This is a genomic window from Acidovorax cavernicola (genome assembly GCF_003581445.1).
Genome location: NZ_QXMN01000167.1, coordinates 1 through 1982 on the forward strand (window position 1 = coordinate 1; position 1982 = coordinate 1982).

The following is a 1982-nucleotide window of genomic DNA, read 5'->3' on the forward strand; positions in this document are numbered from 1 at the left end:
TCGCCCTATTCGGACTCGATTTCTCTACGGCTTCCCTATTCGGTTAACCTTGCCACTGAATGTAAGTCGCTGACCCATTATACAAAAGGTACGCAGTCACCCTTGCGGGCTCCTACTTTTTGTAAGCATGCGGTTTCAGGATCTATTTCACTCCCCTCCCGGGGTTCTTTTCGCCTTTCCCTCACGGTACTGGTTCACTATCGGTCGATTACGAGTATTTAGCCTTGGAGGATGGTCCCCCCATATTCAGACAAGGTTTCTCGTGCCCCGCCCTACTTTTCTCTAGCTTAGTACCACTCGTCTGTTTTCGCATACGGGACTATCACCCACTATGGTTGGCCTTTCCATGCCACTTTGCTAACAGTCGAGATATCACTAGAAGGCTGTTCCGATTTCGCTCGCCACTACTTTCGGAATCTCGGTTGATGTCTTTTCCTCGAGCTACTTAGATGTTTCAGTTCACTCGGTTCGCCTCGCATGACTATGTATTCATCATGCGATACCCTTGCGGGTGGGTTTCCCCATTCAGAAATCTCCGGATCAAAGCTTATTTGCCAGCTCCCCGAAGCTTATCGCAGGCTATCACGTCTTTCGTCGCCTGTAATCGCCAAGGCATCCACCACATGCTCTTAGTCACTTGACCCTATAACTTTGACGTCTTGTTAAAGACTTCGCGGTTGTATCAAAGACTGTGCGAGGTCTCTCACCTCGCGCGTTATGCCGTAATGTGAATATTCTTTTTGCTTCCACTGATTGCTCAGTGGTTGTTTAGAGAATGATTCGTCATTACTTAAAATTTAACAAAGTTAAATTTTGTTTTGACGCAATCAAAAATGTTGTTAGCGGCACGGTGCAGTAAAACCTTTACGAATTTCTGCTTTCCGCTAACAACTCTGATTTCGACTCTATGAATTTTTAAAGAACAGCCGATGAATCGTTAGATAACGATTCAACACAAAAGCAGTCTTGTTGAAGACTGCTTTTGTGTTGAGTCAAAAATTATAGCATGCCTGAGGCGGTACTTTTGGTACAAACCCGAGGTCATTGGTGGAGGATGACGGGATCGAACCGACGACCCCCTGCTTGCAAAGCAGGTGCTCTCCCAGCTGAGCTAATCCCCCGGGATCCTCAAAAATCGGATTGGAAGCAATGGTGGGTCTAGTTGGGCTCGAACCAACGACCCCTGCGTTATCAACACAGTGCTCTAACCAGCTGAGCTACAGACCCATTCCTGTTTCGACAGACTTTCATCTGTCTCTACAAGAGTGTTCCAACAACCGATAAGTGTGGACGTTCAAATTTAACTGCGGTTTTCCAGAAAGGAGGTGATCCAGCCGCACCTTCCGATACGGCTACCTTGTTACGACTTCACCCCAGTCACGAACCCCGCCGTGGTAAGCGCCCTCCTTACGGTTAGGCTACCTACTTCTGGCGAGACCCGCTCCCATGGTGTGACGGGCGGTGTGTACAAGACCCGGGAACGTATTCACCGCGACATTCTGATCCGCGATTACTAGCGATTCCGACTTCACGCAGTCGAGTTGCAGACTGCGATCCGGACTACGACTGGCTTTATGGGATTAGCTCCCCCTCGCGGGTTGGCAACCCTCTGTACCAGCCATTGTATGACGTGTGTAGCCCCACCTATAAGGGCCATGAGGACTTGACGTCATCCCCACCTTCCTCCGGTTTGTCACCGGCAGTCCCATTAGAGTGCCCAACTGAATGTAGCAACTAATGGCAAGGGTTGCGCTCGTTGCGGGACTTAACCCAACATCTCACGACACGAGCTGACGACAGCCATGCAGCACCTGTGTTACGGTTCTCTTTCGAGCACGAAACCATCTCTGGTAACTTCCGTACATGTCAAAGGTGGGTAAGGTTTTTCGCGTTGCATCGAATTAAACCACATCATCCACCGCTTGTGCGGGTCCCCGTCAATTCCTTTGAGTTTCAACCTTGCGGCCGTACTCCCCAGGCGG

General features: G+C 49.7%; 2 tRNA genes and 2 rRNA genes. All 4 read right to left on the reverse strand.

Annotated features, from left to right (window positions below):
• Positions 1-643 (reverse strand): 23S ribosomal RNA (locus D3H34_RS32100); the annotation flags it as partial.
• 402 nt (positions 644-1045) lie between these two features.
• Positions 1046-1121, reverse strand: a tRNA-Ala gene (locus D3H34_RS32105).
• A gap of 29 nt (positions 1122-1150) precedes the next feature.
• A tRNA-Ile gene (locus tag D3H34_RS32110) sits at positions 1151-1227 on the reverse strand.
• A 91-nt stretch (positions 1228-1318) separates the two neighbouring features.
• A 16S ribosomal RNA gene (locus tag D3H34_RS32115) occupies positions 1319-1982 on the reverse strand; the annotation flags it as partial.